Source organism: Burkholderia sp. E168m15, from assembly GCF_016586105.1.
Taxonomy (GTDB): domain Bacteria; phylum Pseudomonadota; class Gammaproteobacteria; order Burkholderiales; family Burkholderiaceae; genus Burkholderia; species Burkholderia orbicola.
On sequence record NZ_BCPO01000152.1, the window covers coordinates 46262 to 62386 of the forward strand.

General features: G+C 68.4%; 15 protein-coding genes. 6 read left to right on the forward strand and 9 right to left on the reverse strand.

What is annotated here, in order from left to right; genetic code table 11:
* Positions 1–39: 39 nt before the first annotated feature.
* Entirely contained in the window at positions 40–1446 is a 1407-nt protein-coding gene (locus tag JMF86_RS22230) for an aspartate ammonia-lyase (RefSeq protein WP_011547999.1), read from the reverse strand.
* A 142-nt stretch (positions 1447–1588) separates the two neighbouring features.
* Between JMF86_RS22230 and JMF86_RS22235 the strand changes: the two genes are divergently transcribed.
* Complete coding sequence (locus JMF86_RS22235; protein ID WP_011548000.1) at positions 1589–2563, forward strand: LysR family transcriptional regulator; 975 nt, start codon at positions 1589–1591, stop codon at positions 2561–2563.
* 242 nt (positions 2564–2805) lie between these two features.
* Here the strand turns inward: JMF86_RS22235 and JMF86_RS22240 are convergent, their stop codons facing one another.
* The 4 genes from JMF86_RS22240 to JMF86_RS22255 all read right to left on the reverse strand — a co-directional run bounded on the left by JMF86_RS22240 (position 2806) and on the right by JMF86_RS22255 (position 6703).
* Positions 2806–3867: an asparaginase gene (locus JMF86_RS22240; RefSeq protein WP_011548001.1), complete on the reverse strand. Its 1062-nt coding sequence runs from the start codon at positions 3865–3867 to the stop codon at positions 2806–2808.
* Between the two features lie 157 nt (positions 3868–4024).
* Positions 4025–5047 carry a DUF2891 domain-containing protein gene (locus JMF86_RS22245; protein WP_041489488.1) on the reverse strand — a complete coding sequence of 341 codons (1023 nt, stop codon included), beginning with the start codon at positions 5045–5047 and terminating at the stop codon, positions 4025–4027.
* Between the two features lie 19 nt (positions 5048–5066).
* Positions 5067–6017 (reverse strand): DUF979 domain-containing protein, encoded by a 951-nt coding sequence (locus tag JMF86_RS22250; RefSeq protein WP_011548003.1) that lies wholly within the window; start codon positions 6015–6017, stop codon positions 5067–5069.
* Positions 6014–6703, reverse strand: a complete 690-nt coding sequence (locus JMF86_RS22255) for a DUF969 domain-containing protein (protein WP_011548004.1) — start codon at positions 6701–6703, stop codon at positions 6014–6016. The genes JMF86_RS22250 and JMF86_RS22255 overlap by 4 nt, the downstream gene beginning before the upstream one ends.
* A 271-nt stretch (positions 6704–6974) precedes the next feature.
* On the opposite strand from JMF86_RS22255, the gene JMF86_RS22260 reads away from it, so the two are divergent.
* On the forward strand, positions 6975–7199 hold the full coding sequence (locus JMF86_RS22260; RefSeq protein ID WP_011548005.1) for a hypothetical protein: 225 nt from the start codon (positions 6975–6977) through the stop codon (positions 7197–7199).
* A gap of 48 nt (positions 7200–7247) precedes the next feature.
* On the opposite strand, the gene JMF86_RS22265 is transcribed toward JMF86_RS22260, so the two are convergent.
* The gene (locus tag JMF86_RS22265) at positions 7248–7676 is read right to left on the reverse strand and encodes a hypothetical protein (RefSeq protein WP_011694699.1); all 429 of its coding nucleotides are present in this window, start codon (positions 7674–7676) and stop codon (positions 7248–7250) included.
* A 312-nt stretch (positions 7677–7988) separates the two neighbouring features.
* On the opposite strand from JMF86_RS22265, the gene JMF86_RS22270 reads away from it, so the two are divergent.
* Positions 7989–8993 (forward strand): chemotaxis response regulator protein-glutamate methylesterase, encoded by a 1005-nt coding sequence (locus JMF86_RS22270; protein WP_011694698.1) that lies wholly within the window; start codon positions 7989–7991, stop codon positions 8991–8993.
* 77 nt (positions 8994–9070) lie between these two features.
* The gene (locus JMF86_RS22275; protein WP_027808944.1) at positions 9071–10135 is read left to right on the forward strand and encodes a diguanylate cyclase; all 1065 of its coding nucleotides are present in this window, start codon (positions 9071–9073) and stop codon (positions 10133–10135) included.
* A 22-nt stretch (positions 10136–10157) separates the two neighbouring features.
* On the opposite strand, the gene JMF86_RS22280 is transcribed toward JMF86_RS22275, so the two are convergent.
* Both JMF86_RS22280 and JMF86_RS22285 read right to left on the reverse strand, forming a co-directional pair.
* The gene (locus JMF86_RS22280) at positions 10158–12407 is read right to left on the reverse strand and encodes a bifunctional diguanylate cyclase/phosphodiesterase (protein ID WP_011548009.1); all 2250 of its coding nucleotides are present in this window, start codon (positions 12405–12407) and stop codon (positions 10158–10160) included.
* Positions 12408–12677: 270 nt separating this feature from the next.
* The gene (locus JMF86_RS22285; RefSeq protein WP_027808942.1) at positions 12678–13571 is read right to left on the reverse strand and encodes a LysR substrate-binding domain-containing protein; all 894 of its coding nucleotides are present in this window, start codon (positions 13569–13571) and stop codon (positions 12678–12680) included.
* 120 nt (positions 13572–13691) lie between these two features.
* Between JMF86_RS22285 and JMF86_RS22290 the strand changes: the two genes are divergently transcribed.
* On the forward strand, positions 13692–14330 hold the full coding sequence (locus JMF86_RS22290; RefSeq protein WP_011548011.1) for a hydrolase: 639 nt from the start codon (positions 13692–13694) through the stop codon (positions 14328–14330).
* 201 nt (positions 14331–14531) lie between these two features.
* Positions 14532–15254 (forward strand): haloacid dehalogenase type II, encoded by a 723-nt coding sequence (locus tag JMF86_RS22295; RefSeq protein ID WP_041489403.1) that lies wholly within the window; start codon positions 14532–14534, stop codon positions 15252–15254.
* A gap of 67 nt (positions 15255–15321) precedes the next feature.
* Here the strand turns inward: JMF86_RS22295 and JMF86_RS22300 are convergent, their stop codons facing one another.
* Positions 15322–16113 carry a hypothetical protein gene (locus tag JMF86_RS22300; RefSeq protein WP_011548013.1) on the reverse strand — a complete coding sequence of 264 codons (792 nt, stop codon included), beginning with the start codon at positions 16111–16113 and terminating at the stop codon, positions 15322–15324.
* Between the last annotated feature and the right edge of the window lie 12 nt (positions 16114–16125).

The window sequence follows — 16125 nt, forward strand, 5'->3', positions numbered from 1 at the left end:
CCGGGGGCGCTTTCGGTACGGCTGCCGAACCGGCCGGCGTCAGAACGCCCGCGGCCGGATCAGCGCTTCGGGCTGCAGCGCTTCGTCGAGTTGCGCGTCGGTCATCAGTTCGTGCGCCAGCACGACCTCGCGGATCGATTTGCCGGTCGCATGCGCTTCGGCGGCCACGGCGGTCGCGCGCTTGTAGCCGATGTACGGGTTCAGCGCGGTCGCGAGCGCGACCGAGCGCTCCATCGTTTCGCGCAGCCGCTGGGGATTCGCGGTGATGCCGCTCACGCATCGCTGCGCGAGCGTCGTGCAGGCGGCCGTCAGGTGGCTGAAGCTGCGGAACAGCGCGCTCGCGATCACCGGTTCGAACGCGTTGAGCTGAAGCTGGCCGGCCTCGGCCGCGAAGGTGATGGTCAGGTCGTTGCCGAACACCTCGAACGCGACCTGGTTGACGACTTCCGGGATCACCGGATTCACCTTGCCGGGCATGATCGACGAGCCGGCCTGCACGGGCGGCAGGTTGATCTCGCCGAAGCCCGCGCGCGGGCCGCTCGACAGCAGCCGCAGATCGTTGCAGATCTTCGACAGCTTGACGGCGATCCGCTTGAGCACGCCCGACACCTGGACGAACGCGCCGCAATCCTGCGTCGCTTCGATCAGGTTCGGCGCGGTGCTCAGGTCGAGCCCGGTGATGCGGCGCAGCGCGGCCAGCGCCTTCTCCGCGTACTGCGGATGCGCGGTGATGCCCGTGCCGATCGCGGTCGCGCCGAGGTTGATCTCGCGGATCAGCCAGCCGGCCTCCTGCAGCCGCGCGATGTCTTCCGTCAGCATCACCGCGTAGGTCGAGAATTCCTGGCCGAGCGTCATCGGCACCGCGTCCTGCAATTGGGTGCGGCCGAGCTTCAGCAAGCCGGCGAACGCATCGGCGCGCTCCGCGAATGCATCGCGCAGCCGCGCCATCGCCTCGAGCAGGTGCTCGACCGCGAAGCAGGTCGCGATGCGGATCGCGGTGGGATAGACGTCGTTGGTGCTCTGCGCTAGATTGACGTGCTCGTTCGGATGCAGGTATTCGTACTGCCCGCGCGCGTGCCCCATGATTTCGAGCGCGCGGTTGCAGATCACCTCGTTCGCGTTCATGTTGGTCGACGTGCCGGCGCCGCCCTGGATCACGTCGACGACGAACTGGTCGTGCAGCCGCCCTTCGCGGATCTCGACGCACGCGGCGGCGATCGCATCGCGGTACGGCCGCGGCAGCAGCCCCAGTTCGCAATTGGCGTCGGCCGCCGCTTCCTTCACGGACGCGAGCGCCATCACGAGGTACGGCAGCGACGCAATGGTGCGGCCGGAAATGTCGAAATTCTCTTTCGCGCGCAGCGTGTGGACGCCGTAATAGGCGGCATCCGGAATACTTCGTTTGCCTAAAAGATCCGCTTCGACGCGGAAGCCGTTTTCGGTCATCGTGCCCCTCCTGGATGTCTCGTGCCGCTCGTCGTTCGCCGCTTCCCGACGCGACGGGTTCGCATTCTATGCCTTTGCAAAAACAAGCTCGCTTCTGTATTATCGAAAGCGGTTTTGCGTGGGACGCAACAGCGAGAATCGAATGAAAAAAGGCGCGAGAGAAACCGGCATCGATCATCTGGGCGCGATGCGCGCGTTCGTGCGGGTGGTCGAAACAGGGAGTTTTTCGGCGGTCGCGAAGGAGATGCACGTATCGACGTCGACCGTCGCGCGCAAGGTCACGGCGATCGAGGAGGCGCTCGGCGTCGCGCTGCTGCACCGCTCCACGCACAGCGTGACGCTCACCGAAGCCGGCCATATCTACCTGGAGCGCGCGGTCACGCTGATCGCCGATCTCGACGACACGCTGCGCGTCGTCGCCGAGCTGAACGCGCAGCCGAGCGGCCCGCTGAAGCTCACCGCGCCGGTCGCGTTCGGCCGCCGTCATCTCGCGCCGCTGATCGCACCGTTTCTCGCTCGCTATCCGACGATCCAGCTCGACGTGCGGCTCACCGACAACCACAACGACCTCGTGGCGGGCGGCTTCGACCTCGACATCCACGAAGGCGAGAACTATCTGGACAATCTGGTCGTCCACCGGCTGTCGCGCAACGACAGCATCCTGTGCGCGACGCCCGGCTACCTCGATCGCTGCGGGCGCCCCGCAACGCCGGACGACCTGACGCACCACAACTGCCTGCGCTACGTGCACCCGGAAGGCGATCCGCGCTGGGCGCTCGTGAGCGGCGACACGCAGCACAGCGTGCTGCCGGCCGGCAACCTCGTCACCGACCACTCGGAGCTGCTGCTGGAAGCGACCTGCGCGGGGCTCGGCATCGCGGAATTCGAGATCTGGCTGGTACGCGACCTGCTCGCGAGCGGCCAGCTCGAAGCCGTGCTGCCGCGTTACCGGCTGCAAAACCGGCTGACCGGCGAATACATCTACATCGCGTATCTGGCGAACCGGCGCAGCTCGGCGAAGCTGCGCGTGCTCAAGGATTTTCTGGCGGAACACCTCGCGCAGATCGGCGAGCTGTCGGAGCGGGAGCTGGCGAAGATTCGCGACGCACGCGCGTAGCGCGCCGATGCGCGGCCCGGATCGCGGGCCGGCGGCATCGACGCGGCGACGGCGTTAGGGCCTGTTCACGCTAATAACGGGCTTGCGAACGTGCCTTTCCGCCCGCAGGGCAAGGAGAAAGGAGGCGCAATAGCCATAGCTATTGCAACGACGAACGACGCCGCCATGCGGGCGGAAAGGCACGTTCCCCTGTTTGGAAAAATTCATTCGCGGGGCTGGCCCGTTATTAGCGTGAACAGGCCCTAAGCCGCCTGCAAGTCGAACGGGAACGTCGCGTGCCCGAACTCGACGCCCTGCGTGTTGAGCATCCGCGGCCGGTGGAACGCGGCCAGTTGCGCGCGCTGCTCGGCCGTGCCGATCCGCAGCCGCTCGAGGATTTCGCTGACGACCATGTAGAGCACGTCGAGATTGCCGTCCTCGATCTTCACCGAGATGCCGAGCGCGCCATCCGCGCCGAGTTGCCGCGTGCGTTCCGACGCGCGCACGCCGATCCCGTAGCACGCATCGGCGCCGAGCTTGCCGACCACCTGCCCGCCGAACGCGTTCATCAGCACCGTGCAATAGCGTCCGTCGCCCGCGACCAGTTCCGGATAGGCGGTCATCGCACGATGAATGCGCGCCAGTGCGCGCACCCGCTCGGTCACCGCGCCGCCCGCCTCCACCGCGTCCGCGCCGTCGGCCAGCGACGCGTACAGGCGCGCCAGCCGATCCAGCGAGAACGCCGGCGTCGGCAGGTTGCAGCCGTCGATGCCCCAGTCGACTTCATCGTCGCGCAGGCCGCACGCGTCGGCCACCACCTGCTTCACGCGCATCTGCATCGGATGGTCGGGCAGATGATAATCGGCGATCGCCGCGCCGATCGCCTGCGCGCCGGCCAGCATCCCGACATGCTTGCCCGAACAGTTGCTGCATACGCCGGTGGGCGTGTAATCGCGCTTGATCCACGACCGGTACACCGCATCGGACAACGGCGGATGGCCGCCGCAGCGCAGATCCGATTCGTGCGCGGCCACCTTCGCGAGCATCGCGCGCGTGCGTTCGATGTGACGATCCTCGCTGCTGTGCGACGCGCACATCAGCGCGATGTCCGCGTCGTCGAAGCCGAAGCGTTCCGGCGCGCCCGTCTCGATCACCGACAGCGCCTGCGCCGGCTTGGCCGCCGACCGCGCGAGCGTCATCCGGTACGGATCGCCGAACCGGGCCAGCAGCCGGCCGCGTGCATCGACGACCGCCACATGGGCGACGTGCGTGTTCTCGATCGCATTGCCGCGGTACGTGACGACCGCTGCGCGTGGGGTCTCCATCCTCTTCTGTCTCCTTGCTCGCGGGCCTGATGCCGGGGCCCGTCCAACCGGTACGGCAGTGTAGCGAGTCGTCGCCGCCGCGCGTCGGCCCTGTCGTGGAAAGCGGTGTTGCGCACGACGCAAAGGCGGTCGCCTTCCACGAAAGCCCGATGGCGCGCTACGCGTCCAGCGCGAGCAACGCGAACGTCGCGAGCCAGTGCTCGCCCATGTAATCGCCGGCCACGTGCGCGAGCGCGCTCGCGAGATGCCGATCGGCCGCATCGAGCAGCTTCGCGCGCCGCGCATCGCCTTCCGGCAGCGCGCCGGCCAGCGAACGCTGGCACCACGCGCGGCTCAGGTTCAGCCCGTCGAGGTGCGCGATCTTGCCGTCGCTGCGGTCGCTGACCGTCGCCGGCTCGAACAGCGTCGCCGGCTCGCCTTGCGCGAGATCGGGCAGGAAGCGCACGAACCAGCCGTCGAATTCGGCGGCCGGCAGCACCCTCCGCATCAGTTCGGCTTCCATCAGCGCGGGCGACAGGAATTCGTCGCCCGACGGCTCCCACGCCTGGCATGCGACGTCGTTCAGGTGCCAGCGCTTCGCGGTATCGACGATCAGCGCCGCGAGCCCGTCGCGCTGCGTGTCGCGGGCGAAATCGAGCGCGAGCGCCAGCGCGAACGCGGTGTTGAAATGCGTGCCGACGCGCAGCGGATAGGTCGCCTTCGGCAGGAACGTCTCGAAGCGCGACACGAACAGGTCGGCCAGCGGCGCCAGCGTCTTCGCCCAGCGCGCGGCCTGCGGCAGCGCGCCCTTCAGCGCGAGCCGCTCGAGCTGCGCGGCGAGCGCGAGCAGCCACGCCCAGCCGTACGGCCGCTCGAAGCCGGCGTTGTGCGGCAGCGCGAGATACGCACGCTCGCCGGCGACGTTCGCGTCGGTGAAATGCGCATCGACGGTCGCGACGATGCGCTCGGCTTCCGGCAGTGCCGGGTAGCGTTCGAGCACGCGCAGCACGAGCCAGTAGCCGTGCACGCACGAATGCCAGTCGTAGCTGCCGTAGAAGATCGGGTGCAATGCGCGCGGGCCCTGCACGTCGTGCGGCCCTTCGAGCGCATGCGTGAGCTTGTTCGGATATTCGCGGGTCAGGTGCGCGAGCGCGAGCGACGCGAATTTCGACGCGAGTTCGGGGGTGAGTCGGTCGGTCATGAGGATCTCGTCCATCGAATCAGAAGCGGAATACGAACGCGTACATCAGCAGCGTGTTCACGGCCAGCAGCAGCACGGCGGTCGGCCACTGCGCCTTGATCACGCCGTTCTTGTCCTTCAGTTCGAGCAGCGCCGCGGGCACGATGTTGAAGTTCGCGGCCATCGGCGTCATCAGCGTACCGCAGAAGCCGCTCAGCATCCCGATCGCGCCCATGATCGCCGGATTGCCGTGGAACTGGTGGACGATCAGCGGCAGGCCGATGCCGGCCGTCATCACCGGGAACGCGGCGAAGCCGTTGCCCATGATCATCGTGAACAGCGCCATGCCGACCGTATAGGCCGCGACCACCGCGAACGGCGAATCGATCGGCACCCAGTCCTTCACGAGCCCCGACACCACGCCGCCGACGCCCGCCACCGCGAACAATGCGCCGAGCGCCGCGAGCATCTGCGGCAGGATCGCGGCCCAGCCGACCGCATCCATCGTGTGGCGCGCCTCCTTCAGCGCATGCACGGGCGAATCGCGCAGCATCGCGAGCGCGACGACGAACGCGACGATCGTGCCGAGCACGAGCGAGATCAGCGTCACGCTCTTCGGCTCGACGAACGGCACGAGCTTCAGCGCGAACGTGCCGATCAGCGTGACGAGCGGAATCAGCAGCGCCGGCAGGAACAGCCGGTTGCCGAAGCGCTGCGCGAGCGTCTCGCGCCGCCCGGCCGCCGCTTCGCCGGCCTCGTCGGACCGGCCGCGGCCGAGCTTGCCGGAGCCGGCGATCACCGCGAGCGCGATCGCGAGGCACCCCGTCACGAAATGCGGCAGCAGCGCGCCGAACAGGAACGTGACCGCGTAGATGGCCCAGAACGCGAAATTGACGACGCGCCGCGGGTTCGTGCGATCCGTCAGGTTGAAGTACGCGAACGCGGCGAACATCAGCCCCGCGAGCGTGTACAGCGATTCGAGGCCGATCATCGCGCGCCCTCCTGCCTGACCAGGCCGAAGCCGCGCGCGAGCCGGCGGTCGAGCAGCGCGAGGCGCGTGCAGTGGATCAGCAGCGCGGCGATCGCGGTCGGGATCGCCCACACCGACAGGTGCAGCGGCTCGATGGCGATGCCGTTCTGTTCGAGAAAGCCCTTGATCAGCAGGATCGACTGGATCGCGATGAAGATGTCCTCGCCGAAGAACACGGCGACGTTGTCGGCGCCCGACGCATGCGCGCGGATCTGCTGGCGCACCGCCTCGGGCAGCTCGCCGTGCCGGCCGACCGCGGCGGCCTCGGCCATCGGTGCGATCAGCGGCCGCACCATCTGCGCGTGGCCGCCGAGCGACGTGAGGCCGAGCGCGGCGGTCGCCTGGCGCAGCACGAAGTACAGCATCAGCACGCGGCCCGTGGTGGCCGCCTGCACCCGCGAGATCATCCGCTTCGCCTGCTCCTTGAGCCCGTTGCGCTCGAGCAGCGCGATCACCGGCAGCGTGAGCCAGATCAGCCCCATGTAGCGGTTCTCGGTGAACGCCTTGCCGAACGCACTGACGATGTCGACGAGATTCAGCCCGCCCGCCAGCCCCGTCGCGAGCCCCGCGATCGTGACCACCAGCAGCGCATTGAAGCGCAGCGCGAAGCCGATCACGACGATCGGCACCCCAATCAGCACCAGCATTTCCCCTCCTTGTGTCTGGACGCGCGGCACGTCGGCCACGCGCGGCCGGCCCGGTTTGCATCGGGCTCGGACGGCGAAATCTAACACGAGACTTTATCGATAAAAAGTCGACAATTTGCCGGTTCGGGTAAACGTTGAAGCCGATGGACACCGTGCCCGCGCCATGTGTCGGCCGCGTTTCATCGGATGAATCGGGCCGCCCGGCGCGCGTGGCGCAGCCCCGGGGCGCCGACTACACTGAAGAGCATCGGCAACGTACGGGAGAGCCGCCATGATTGACGTATTCCAGACCATCGGCAGCCGCGCGTTCTCCGCTCATCTGGCGAAGGACGGGATGGTGACGCTGATGGAGCAACGCCATGAAGTCGACCGCGTGACGCTCGCGACCGCCTATGCCGCGCTCGTCGAGGAAGCCGAGCAGGAAGCCGACCTGCGCGACGCGACGGTCGAAGGGATGATGCGCGCGCTGATCCAGGGCTACGCGCGCAGCCATTGACGGCGTGGCGGCACGGCCGCCGCGCGGCCCGATGCGCGCTACGGCCCGCTACGCGGCCGGCATGCCCGCACCCATGCCGAACCACCGGCCCTCGCGCAGTTGCCGGTAATCGGCCTGCGTGAAGATGCTCAGCAAGTTCGCCACCGCGCCGTTGCTGGCACGATCGCGTTCCGTCATGAAGGCTTCGACTTCGTCGCGGCCGGCGAACAGGATCGTGCCGAAATAACGCTCGCGCTCCGCGTCGGAGAGGTTCGTCGCGCTCAGCTGGTACGGATGGTGAAGCGCCGCGAACAGGAAGTAGTAGCGCTCGGCATCGTCGCGCAGCACGCGCACCGCATCGGGTTCGACCGGAAAATCGCGGTCGAACGACGCGTGCCCGCTCTCGATGTGGATCCGGTACAGCAAACGGCCGTCCTGCTCGATCACGATCGGCGCGTACGGGTCGCGGCTGACGAGGACGGTATCGGGCGCGCTCATCCGGTTCTCTCCTTGCTTTTTTGTCGATGCCGGCACGGTAACATGCGGACTTTTGCGGCCTGCCGGACAGGATCGACCGCCCCGCTTGCCGGCAATGCGGGATCGCCATAGAGGAAACGTACTGAAACCGCACAATGCGCATATTTTTCGATTGCCGCCGCCCGCGCCGCATGACAGCATTCGGGCGTCGCCAACCGAAAAGAATGCCGTGCCGTCCGGCCGCCGATGCCGCCCGGCCGCGCCGAACAGGCTACGCCCTTCCATGAACCCGGCCCACCTCCAACACTACGAACCGACCGGAGAATTCCGCTTGTGAACATCGGCATCGTCAACGACCTCCCGCTTGCCGTCGAGGCGATGCGCCGCGCGATCGCGCGACGGCCCGAGCACCGCGTGCTGTGGGTCGCGACCGACGGCCCGCAGGCCGTCGAACTGTGCGCCGCGCAGCCGCCCGACATCGTGCTGATGGATCTGATCATGCCGAAATTCGACGGGATCGAGGCGACGCGTCGGATCATGCGCTCCGAACGACCGTGCGCGATCCTGATCGTGACGAGCTGCATCGGCGCGAACGCGTGGCGCGTGTTCGAGGCGATGGGCGCCGGCGCGCTCGACGCGGTCGACACGCCGCGGCTCGGCGACGGCGCGGCCGGCGACACGACGAAACTGCTGCTCGCGAAGATCGACCAGATCGGCCGCCTGCTCGACGCACCGGGCAGCTCGCGCCTCGCCGGTGCGGCCGCGCGCGGCGGCGCCGGCCCGCTGATCGCGATCGGCGCATCGGCCGGCGGCCCCGGCGCGCTCGCGTCGATCCTCGGCAACCTGCCGGCCGATTTCAATGCGCCGATCGTGATCGTGCAGCACGTCGATCGCGCGTTCGCCGAAGGCATGGCGCAATGGCTCGACGGCCAGACCCGGCTCGCCGTGCGCGTCGCGCGCGAAGGCGACCGCCCACAGCCGGGCGTCGCGCTGCTCGCCGCGACCGACGATCACCTGCGCATCACGCGCGCCGGCACGCTCGAATACACGCGGGAGCCGGCCGCCACGCCGTATCGCCCGTCGGTCGACGTATTCTTCAACAGCCTGACCGAGCACTGGCCGGGCCGCGTGATCGGCGTGCTGCTCACGGGGATGGGCCGCGACGGCGCGATCGGCCTGAAGGCGCTGCGGATGAAGGGCTACCATACGATCGCGCAGGACGAGGCGACCAGCGCCGTGTACGGGATGCCGAAGGCGGCCGCGACGCTCGGCGCGGCGCGGGCGATCCTGCCGCTCGGGCGCATCGCGGGCGAACTGGCGGCGCTGGCGCGAATCTGAACCCCGACGATGACCACGCGCAACACCCATGCCTGCCCCTGCAACGACCGCGACCACCGCCACAACCCGCATCGACCATGACGATTGACCTGACTCGACCGCCGGGCGGCCCGACCGCGTCGCCCGCCGACGCGCCGGCGATGGTGTTGCTGGTCGACGACCAGACGATCGTCGCGGAAGCCGTGCGGCGCGCGCTCGTCGACGAGGAAGGCATCGACTTCCACTACTGCCCGCGCTCGGACGACGCGATGGCCACCGCGGTCGAGACGCGCCCGACCGTGATCCTGCAGGACCTCGTGATGCCGGGCACCGACGGGCTGAGCCTCGTGAAGGCGTACCGCGCGAATCCGGCGACGCGCGACGTGCCGATCATCGTGCTGTCGACGCAGGAAGAACCGGTGATCAAGAGCGCCGCGTTCGCGTCCGGCGCGAACGACTACCTGGTCAAGCTGCCCGATCGCATCGAACTCGTCGCGCGCATCCGCTACCACTCGCGCTCGTACCTGAACCTGCTGCAGCGCGACGAAGCCTATCGCGCGCTGCGGCAGTCGCAGCAGCAACTGCTCGAGGCCAATCTCGAGCTGCGGCGCCTCACGCACTCCGACGGCCTGACCGGGCTCTCGAACCGGCGCTATCTCGACGAATACCTGGCCGCCGAGTGGCGACGCGGCGCGCGCGAGCGCAGCGAGCTGTCGCTGCTGATGATCGACGTCGACAACTTCAAGCTCTACAACGACACGTACGGACACGTGTCGGGCGACAGCGTGCTCAAGCAGATCGCCTCGACGATCGAGCGCTGCCTCGGGCAATCGGGCGATTTCGCCGCGCGCTTCGGCGGCGAGGAATTCGCGGTCGTGATGCCGGCCTCGTCGCCGGGCGCCGCGCGGCTGCTCGGCGAGAAGATCCGGCTCGCGGTCGAGGCGCTGCGACTGCGGCACGCGCATTCGTCGACGGGCAACCACACCGTGACGATCAGCATCGGCGGCGCGAGCATCGTGCCCGCGCCCGGCCTGCCGACGACCGTCCTGATCGAGGCGGCCGACCGCGCGCTCTATCGCGCGAAGCACGAAGGCAAGAACCGGGTCGAGATCGATCCGTCGTCGACGCCGCCGCCGGGCGCCGGCGGATTCGGCGCGCACTAGCGGAACGCCGCCGAGCGCGCTTTCATGCGGCGCCGAGCCGGCGCGCGTAATCGCTCGCGTCCAGCGGCCGGCTGAACAGATAGCCCTGCTGCATGTCGCAGCCGATCTGCTGCAGAAACCACGACTGCGCCTGCGTCTCGACGCCTTCGGCCGTGACCTTCATCCCGAGCGAATGCGCCATCGCGACGACCGCCTGCGTGATCGCGACCGAGTCGTGATGATCGGGCACGCCCGACACGAACGAGCGGTCGACCTTCAGGTTGTGCAGCGGAAAGCGCTTCAGGTACGCGAGCGACGAATAGCCGGTGCCGAAATCGTCGACCGAGATCCGCACGTTCATGTCCGTGAGCGCTTCGAGCATCGGCAGCACGGTGTCCGTGTCGTTCATCAGCACGCCTTCGGTGATCTCCAGTTCGAGCGCCGACGGGTCGAGCCGCGTCTGCGCGAGACAGCGGCCGACCGATTCGACGAGCCCCTCGTGAAACTGCCGCGGCGACAGGTTGACGGCCAGCATCAGGTCCGGCGCGATCGTGCGGCGCCACTCGGCCGCCTGCCGGCACGCGGTTTCGAGCACCCACTGGCCGATCGCGACGATCAGCCCGGTATCTTCCGCGACCGGGATGAATTCCGCCGGCGACATCGGCCCGAGCTCGGGGCTCGTCCAGCGCAGCAGCGCCTCGGCGCCGACCGTGCGGCCGCTGCGCGCATCGACGACGGGTTGATACGCGAGCCGCAGCAGGTCCGACGCGAGCGCGCGCCGCAGCGACTGCTCGATCGCGAAGCGGCGCTGCAGCCGCAGGTTGAGCTGCGCGGTGAAGAACGTGAAGTGGTTGCGGCCGCGCTGCTTCGCGTCGTACATCGCCGAATCGGCGTTGCGCATCAGCGTCACGGCATCGTCGCCGTCGCGCGGCGCGACGCTGATGCCGATCGATACGCCGAGCCAGTACTCGTTGTTCGCGATCGCGAACGGCTTCGCGATCGCCTCGATCACCTCGCGTGCGAGCACCGACAGGCGATCGGGATCGTCGCAATCGTCGACGAGGATCACGAACTCGTCGCCACCGACGCGCGTGAGCGCGTAGCGGCCCTCCCCGCAGGCCGCGAGCCGCGCGGCGACGCTGCGCAGCAGCGCGTCGCCGGCGTCGTGGCCGGCCGTGTCGTTGACCTTCTTGAAGCCGACCAGATCGATGAACAGGATCGCGACGCGCGCCGGCCCGGCTGCCGCGTCGTGCGCGCAGAACAGCTCGCGCATGCGGTCGCCGAGCCAGCGGCGGTTGTAGAGGCCCGTCAGCGCGTCGCGGGTCGCCATGTAGCGCAACTGCTGCTGCGCTTCGCGCACGGGGCCGATGTCGTTGAACGACACGAGCACCGAGTCGGCCTGCGTCTCGCCCGGCCTCACGATCGGCACCGCGTTGCCGCGCACCCAGATGATGTCGCCATCCGCGAGACCGAAGCCGACCGTATAGTCGAGCATCGGCGTGGCCGTCTCGAGCGCGCGCCGGCTCGGCCAGTCGTGCGGGTCGATCGGCGTGCCGTCCTCGCGCAGCTTGCGCAGGATCACCGTCGACAGCCGGCGGCCGACGAGTTCGCCCTTCACGCGCATCATCCGGTTCGCGCTCGGATTGCTCGCGATCACGACGCCTTCGCGCGATATGACGAGGATGCCCTCGCTCAGGCTGTTGACGACGAGCCGGTGATGTTCCTCGCTGCGCGCGAGTTGTCGCGCGATCCGGTCCTGGTGCACCGCGAGGCCGACGCTGTTGCCGATATCGCGCAACAGCGCGGTTTCCTCGTCGCTCGGCCGGCACGGCCGGTGGTGATAGACGGCGAACGCGCCGAGCACGGCGCCCGCCTCGTCGAGGAACGGCACCGACCAGCACGCGCGCAAGCCCAGCGGCAACGCGATGGCGCGGTAGTCGGCCCACAATGGATCGGTTTCGATGTCTTCGACGGCGACCATCCGGCGCTCGTACATCGCCGTGCCGCACGAGCCGGCCGCGGGCCCGATCGTCGCGCCGTCGATCGCCGCGCTGTACTGCGCGGGCAACGACGGCGCCGCGCCGACGCGCACGTGCACGCCGTCCGTATCGAGCAGCAGGATCGTGCAGGACGCGCCGTCGCCGAGCAAAGCCTCGGCACGCCGGCAAACCTCGACCAACAGTTCCGGCAGCGGCGTGTTGCGCGTGATCAGCCTCAGTACGCTCTGCTCGGATGCGAGTACTTCCGCGGCGAGCCCGAGGCTGTAGCGAGAACTTTGCGGTTCGGTATTCAATATGAATCCTGCCGTCTGTCCGACCGGGTCTGATGCGCCCGATTCGTTATCGATATTTCGTGCCCTGTTCCGCCCCGGGTTTACGCCGATCCCCGGTGCGCCCCGTTTGCGCGCCGAGCCCAGGCGCACCGAAATGTATTTAACACCAATCCGCGACGATCGACATAGCTGCTTCCATCAGGGGATACGCGCGGTTGCCGCGCGGCATGCAGGCGGCGGCCGGTACGCCGACGGGCTGCTGCGCCGCACGAAGGCGCGGGGCGCCGCCCGTCAGTCCTTCCGGATGTGCTCGGCCAGGAAGTCGATCAGGAGGCGCACGCGCGGCAGCAACCCGCGCCGCGACGGAAACACCGCGTGCACCACGCCGCCCTTCGGCGCCCAGCCGGGCAGCACGTCGACCAGCGTGCCGTCGCGCAGGTCGTCCTCGACGACCATGCACGGCAATTGCACGATGCCGACGCCGTGAATCGCCGCATCGCGCAGCGCGTGCATGTCGTCGGTCACGAAGCGCGGGTGATGGCGCAACTGCGCATGCTCGCCGTTCGGCCCGACCAGTTGCCACACGTGATGCCGCGCCGGCCCCCAGTCGAGGCTCGGCACGCCGATCAGCTCCGCCGGGTCCGACGGCGCGGTGCGCCCGTCCAGCCACTGCGGCGCGGCCACCAGCCGCTGCGGGCTGTCGGCGAGCACACGCATCACGAGATCGCTGTCCTCCAGCGGCGGGAAGCGCACGCGCAGCGCCAGGTCGAACCCTTCGCTCAGCAGGTCGACGCGGCGATTCGTCGCTTCGAGGTGCACGTGCACCTGCGGATGAATCGCCATGAAACGGGCGACGAGTTCGCTCACGCGGAATTCCAGCAAGGCGGTCGGGCAACTCACGCGCACGATGCCGCGCGGCTCCGCGTGCCGGCGCTCGATCACCTCGCGCGCCGCGTCGGCTTCCACCAGCACGGCGAGACAGCGCTCGTAGAATTCGCGCCCGGTTTCCGTGACCGTGAAATGGCGCGTCGTGCGCTGCAGCAGCCGCACGTCGTACCGCGCTTCCAGCGCCGCGATGCGCCGGCTCAGCGTCGATTTCGGCACGTCCAGCGCGCGCCCGGCCTGCGTGAATCCGCCGTGTTCGACCACCTTCACGAAATAGTAGAGGTCGTTCAGGTCATCCATGATTGTTCCACTCATAGAACACTGACGGCATTTTAAGGGACTGGAACGGCGGTTGTTGCACGCATAGCATCCTGTTTCGACGTATCCCTTCACATTCCCGAACCCTCTCTGGAGGCAACCATGGCAAGCGAACCGATTCGCGACCCCGCGAACGACCACCTGCTCACCCCGCAGAACGCCGCGTTCATCGTCATCGATTACCAGCCGGTCCAGGTGAACTCCATCGCGTCGATGGATCGCCAGCTGCTGATCAACAACATCGTCGGCGCATCGAAGGCGGCGGTCGCGTACGACCTCCCGATCGTCCACTCGACCGTCAACGTGAAGACCGGGCTGAACAAGCCGCCGATCCCGCAACTGCGCGCGGCGCTCGAAGGCTATCCGACCTACGACCGCACGAGCATCAACTCGTGGGAAGACGTCGAGTTCCGCCAGGCCGTCGAGGCGACCGGCCGCAAGAAACTGATCATGACCGCGCTGTGGACCGAGGCATGCCTGACCTTCCCGGCGCTCGATGCGCTGAAGGCCGGCTACGAGGTGTACGTGGTCGTCGATGCGGTCGGCGGCACGTCGGTCGCCGCGCACGAAGCGGCGCTGCGCCGCATCGAGCAGGCCGGCGGCCAGATGATCAGCGTCGCGCAGCTGTTCTGCGAATTGCAGCGCGACTGGGCGCGCAGCGCCACCGTGCCGGCGTTCATCAACCTGTTCATCGAAACCGGCGGCACGGCCGGCATCCAGTTCTCGTACGACAAGAGCTGACTGGCGAGGACGCGCGCGGCGGCCGGCGCCGCGCGCCCTGCCCCCGCTCGCTGGCGCCGGCGTGACCGGCGCGCGAGCCACCTATCGCGGCCTCCCCGGCCGCGTTTTCGTATCCGTGATTCAATGTCGATCGAACCGGCGCCGCGCCATCCGGCGGCACGGCGATGTGAACCCTCATCGAACGACCTTCACTGGATCACCATGACGAACCCTGCCGAAATCAAGGCGCTCGTTTTCGATGTCTTCGGAACGATCGTCGACTGGAGAAGCGGTGTCGCGCGCGGCACCGCCGCGTTCCTGGATCGCCACGCGCCGACACTCGACCCGTTCGCGTTCGCCGATGCGTGGCGCGCCGAGTATTCGCCGTCGATGGAAGAAATCCGCAGCGGACGCCGCCGTTACGTGCGGCTCGACGTGCTGCATCGCGAGAACCTGGTGCGCACGCTCGACCGCTTCGGGATCGTCGACGTGCCGGAGGCCGACATCGACGCGCTCAATCTCGCGTGGCATCGGCTCGATCCGTGGCCGGATGCCGTCGCCGGGCTGCACCGGCTGAAGCAGCGCTACATCATCGCGCCGCTGTCCAACGGCAATATCCGGCTGATGGTCGACGTCGCGAAGCATGGCGGGCTGCCGTGGGACGCGATTCTCGGCGCCGAGGTCGCCCGCGCGTACAAGCCGTCGCCGGCGGTCTACACCGAAGCGGTCGAGATTCTCGGCCTCGCGCCGGCCGAGCTGTGCCTGGTGGCCGCGCACAACGGCGATCTTGGCGCCGCGCGCCGGCTCGGGCTGTCGACCGCGTTCGTGCTGCGGCCGACCGAGCACGGGCCCGGCCAGACGACCGACCTGCAAGCCGACGATGCGTGGGATTTCGACGTCAGGGACCTGAACGAATTGGCGGATCGGCTGGGCTGCCCGCGTTGAAGGCCTGCGGCGCGGCCGGCCCCCGCGCCGCGATCGCGAGGCGCGGTACAGGCATGCCGCGCCGCCGTTACTTCACGACCGCCCGCCATGCGGTTCGCGCGTAGACGAGCAGCAACGGCAGCAGCGCCAGCGCGAACAGCAGGCAGAGTGCCAGCACCCACACGGGCCACTGTTCCGGATTGCCTTGCGCCCAGTAGCGATACGGCACGCTGAGGAATGCAACTTCCATCAGCAGCGCGCCGAGCGGCACGAGCCCGTTCAGCACCGCCGCCACGCCGAAGCGGGCCGCGCCGTCGATCTTCTTCCCGGCACCGTACGCCGCGATCAGGTAGACGAAATACCCGATGATCGCGACCATCACCGTGCCGCCGGCCAGCAGCCCGATACTGCGCAGGCTGCGCTCGTGCCACTGATGGGCGCCCTGCGGCAACACGACATCGACCTTCTCGCCGATGTCGGGCACGGCGCCCGAGCGAATGTTGCCCGGTAGCGTGATACGTTCGCCATCCGGCATCACGGCTTCCAGGATCGACGTGTACTTGATGCACCGGTACGACGAGGTTCGTCCCGAGCTGTCGCGGCGCTCGCAGGTGTCCCACTCGGACTGGTAGGACACGACGGTCGCTTCGTATGTCGGCGACACCGCCAGTGCGTAGAGCTCGTCGCCGATCCAGTACGCGAACGGGAACGACAGCGACACCAGGCAAAAACACACGAGCCACCAGAACGCGACCGCGCCGCCGGCCCCACGCTTGCCGCCCGTCTGGCGGCGCACCATGCGCGACGCGAGCCAGTAAGCGACCACGCCGAATACCACCACGCACACCACGAAAACCTTGCCCGCATGCGTCAAAGCCATCTGCCCTCTCCC